The sequence below is a fragment of the Acetobacter fallax genome (assembly GCF_011516735.1).
Classification (GTDB): domain Bacteria; phylum Pseudomonadota; class Alphaproteobacteria; order Acetobacterales; family Acetobacteraceae; genus Acetobacter; species Acetobacter fallax.
The window spans coordinates 1-2,858 of the sequence record NZ_WOSX01000102.1 but is presented as its reverse complement, the minus strand read 5'-3'; the positions used below and the strand labels follow the sequence as shown (position 1 = coordinate 2,858).

The 2,858-nt window shown below is 47.6% G+C and carries 4 protein-coding genes and 1 pseudogene; all 5 read left to right on the top strand.

The genetic code is table 11. From position 1 onward, the window contains the following. Positions 1-97: pseudogene (locus tag GOB85_RS18570) on the top strand (IS5/IS1182 family transposase); the annotation flags it as partial. 135 nt (positions 98-232) lie between these two features. Continuing rightward, positions 233-508, top strand: coding sequence for a hypothetical protein (locus GOB85_RS18565; protein WP_240471316.1), 276 nt, complete (start codon positions 233-235; stop codon positions 506-508). Then, positions 505-1,209 carry a respiratory nitrate reductase subunit gamma gene (gene narI, locus GOB85_RS18560; protein ID WP_035366587.1) on the top strand — a complete coding sequence of 235 codons (705 nt, stop codon included), beginning with the start codon at positions 505-507 and terminating at the stop codon, positions 1,207-1,209. The genes GOB85_RS18565 and narI overlap by 4 nt, the downstream gene beginning before the upstream one ends. A 9-nt stretch (positions 1,210-1,218) precedes the next feature. Next, entirely contained in the window at positions 1,219-2,073 is an 855-nt protein-coding gene (locus GOB85_RS18555) for a peptidylprolyl isomerase (protein ID WP_034927381.1), read from the top strand. Continuing rightward, positions 2,039-2,608, top strand: a complete 570-nt coding sequence (locus GOB85_RS18550; RefSeq protein ID WP_173578844.1) for an HPP family protein — start codon at positions 2,039-2,041, stop codon at positions 2,606-2,608. Before GOB85_RS18555 ends, GOB85_RS18550 begins: the two co-directional genes overlap by 35 nt. Positions 2,609-2,858 lie beyond the last annotated feature (250 nt).

Here is a 2,858-nt window from a genome sequence, read left to right as displayed (position 1 = left end):
GAAGGATGTCGAGACAACAATCTCGTCATCCTGCGCATGGTTGATGATTGCCCATATCCGCAGAGTTCTGCGAAAAATCAATCAAACCGCTTTCTGATTCAGGCTCTTAGAGGAATATCGTTCTGCCGGTCTGGATTTGCAGGGGAACGAGTTACCAGACTTTCTTCCCGCCTATCTAGAGTATGCGTCTGTGTGTGACCCTCAGAAAACACAGGAGCTTCTGACAGAAATAGTGGATATTCTTGCAGTTCTGAACAGAAGACTTCAAGAAAGGCGGTCTATATATTCTGGTATTTTCCAAATTTTACAGGAAGAATCCACACGTCTTCCTGACAAAGAAGTTGTGCACGCGCATTTAAGAGACACAGCCGTGATGGATGATCCCGCAACCCTTGATATGCGGTATGAAGAAAAACCTGTCACGTTCGATCATGCCTCCTCACCTGCGGCATGTAGCGCAGCGTGTACTGGCTATTCAGGCAAGGATCATGTGGAAGCAAGAGCATGAACTGGGTCGAGTACTTTCTGTTCCAAATCTATCCGTATCTATGTTTGTCGGTCTTTGTCATCGGGTGTTGGGCGCGGTTCGATAGAAGCCAGTTTTCATGGCGCGCTGAGTCGAGTGAGTTCCTTGAAAGAAAAACCCTGAAGTGGGCCAGTAATAGCTTCCACGTTGGTGTGCTGGGGTTGATGATGGGCCATGCTGCGGGGCTTCTGACCCCGCCCCAACTGACTGAGATGCTGGGCCTGAGTGCTCACGCCCACCAGTTGCTGGCTGTCGGTGCCGGAAGTGTGTTTGCAGTGTTCGCTGCTGTTGGTGGCGCAGGGCTTATTTACCGCCGTGTCTTTAACAAGCGCGTCAAGGCCACCAGCCGCCCAACTGATCTATTCATTCTTCTGTTTGTCTATGCGCAACTCTGGCTCGGAATTCTTGGGTTGCCACACTCCATGATGCATTCAGACGGGCACACAATGGAAATATTAGGGGAATGGTGCCGGGGTGTTCTGACATTCCGGTCAGGCCTGCCAAATCTGCTCACCACTATCCCGTGGGTTTACAAGCTACATCTGGTAACCGGCATGACGTTGTTTCTGCTAACGCCGTTTACCCGGTTGGTGCATGTTATCTCTGCTCCTATCTGGTACGTTTTTCGGCCGGGGTGGCAGATTGTCCGCCAGAACCACCATGTCGCTAATGATGAGACGTGAGCCCCGAACATGATGAGTTCTCCCAATCAAACCGGTCACACAATTTTTGTAAATGACACCGCCATTTCATTGGAGGATGTTCAGGCAGAAATGCCGCACCACAAAACAGCGTCTCTTCAGGCGCAACGGAATGATGCCGCAAGAGCGCTGGTGGTAAAAACACTCCTGCTTGATGAAGCCCGGAAAAAGCTCGACACTAAGAGCGGAGACAGTTTGACCGATGAAGCGCTCATTCAGGCTTTGCTAGAGCGGGAGGTCGAGGTGCCAACACCAACGGATGATGAGCTTGAGCGCTGGAGTGCGTCCAATATTGCCCATATGCAGGCTGGTCCCGCCATGCATGTGCGGCATATTTTGGTATATGCAGACAAATCTATGCCGGGTTCAGTGGAAACAGCGCAAAAAAGAGCGCAAGAGTTTCTGGACCACCTGAAAAATAACGCCATAGATTTTGAACAAGTAGCAGCACGTTATTCAGAATGTCCTTCCTCCAGTAGAGGGGGGGATTTAGGCATAATGCAAGAGCAAGATCTTTTGCCAGAGTTCAGGAAAGCCCTTCAAACTGTCCAAGAAGGTGAATTCTATGATGGTCTGATAGAAACACGATATGGCGTGCATATTGTGCAGCTTTTAAAAAAGTTTTCCGCTGAGCTAAAGGTCGAAGCGTTAAATAAAGAAGAAAAACAGCGTATTCGGATTTTCCTTGAAGATAGTAGTTGGAAGCAGGGCGTGCAGAACTACATTGCCATGCTTGCCTCTAAAGCGCGAATTAAAGGGTTTGACGTGTTTTCTGGCACAACAGCGCAGGCATCCAGCACCGGTTGGCCGGATGGAGGAAACTGCACAGGGAAAAAACCGTCCTGACTGTATAACAATACTTTCTATCTTACGGCTAAAAAATCTGATGGCTTTTATGGTTTTGGAAATAATTTTTAAAACATTTGCCGTTCTGGTCTCTACAGGGGTCATGGGGGCATTAGCATATTTTACGCATTACCCATTGCTTTTTCCTAGCTTGGGGCCAACTATTTTTATTCATATTGTTACGCCACAACAGGACGCTTCAAGAGTTTGGAACACACTGGCAGGGCATGCAATCGGGATCATTGCTGCGGTGTTCTCTTTGTGGATATTTGACGCTTTGGCAGCCCCCGCTGCTATGAGTATTGACCACATTACTTGGAACCGTATGGCTGCGAGTGTCCTGGCGATATCCCTGACAGTCTTGGGGCAGGGCCTTTGTAAAGCAAATCATCCTCCCGCAGCAGCAACAACATTATTGCTGAGCTTGGGCGGATTTCATTCAGATATAAAAACTATTAGCGTAATATGTATAGGTGTTATTATTTCGACTACCGTTTCTGAAGTTTTTCAAAAATTTATGGCATATAAAAAATAAGAAAAATTTTTACAGCTTAATAGGATTACTTAATTACAGTCAGGGCACCCGGCACAAAAAAGCGCCGGGTGTTTTTTGTTTAATTCGCAATTTTGTTTGCGATGACAGGCACGAATGTTTTGTCAGGAACAACAACACCTGGAGGGATCGAAGAACCCTTGATTGATGTGCTTGGCCGGTAATTTCTGGGTTTTGGCGATTTGATTGACGGTTTTTGCGATGGCGTCCAGTCTGCGTTTTGAGCAGATTG

Excerpts from the sequence above, each read along its gene's own strand:
- narI (WP_035366587.1), top strand. The coding sequence starts at position 505 with ATGAACTGGGTCGAGTACTTTCTGTTCCAAATCTATCCGTATCTATGT.
- GOB85_RS18555 (WP_034927381.1), top strand. The coding sequence starts at position 1,219 with ATGATGAGTTCTCCCAATCAAACCGGTCACACAATTTTTGTAAATGAC.
- GOB85_RS18550 (WP_173578844.1), top strand. The coding sequence starts at position 2,039 with ATGGAGGAAACTGCACAGGGAAAAAACCGTCCTGACTGTATAACAATA.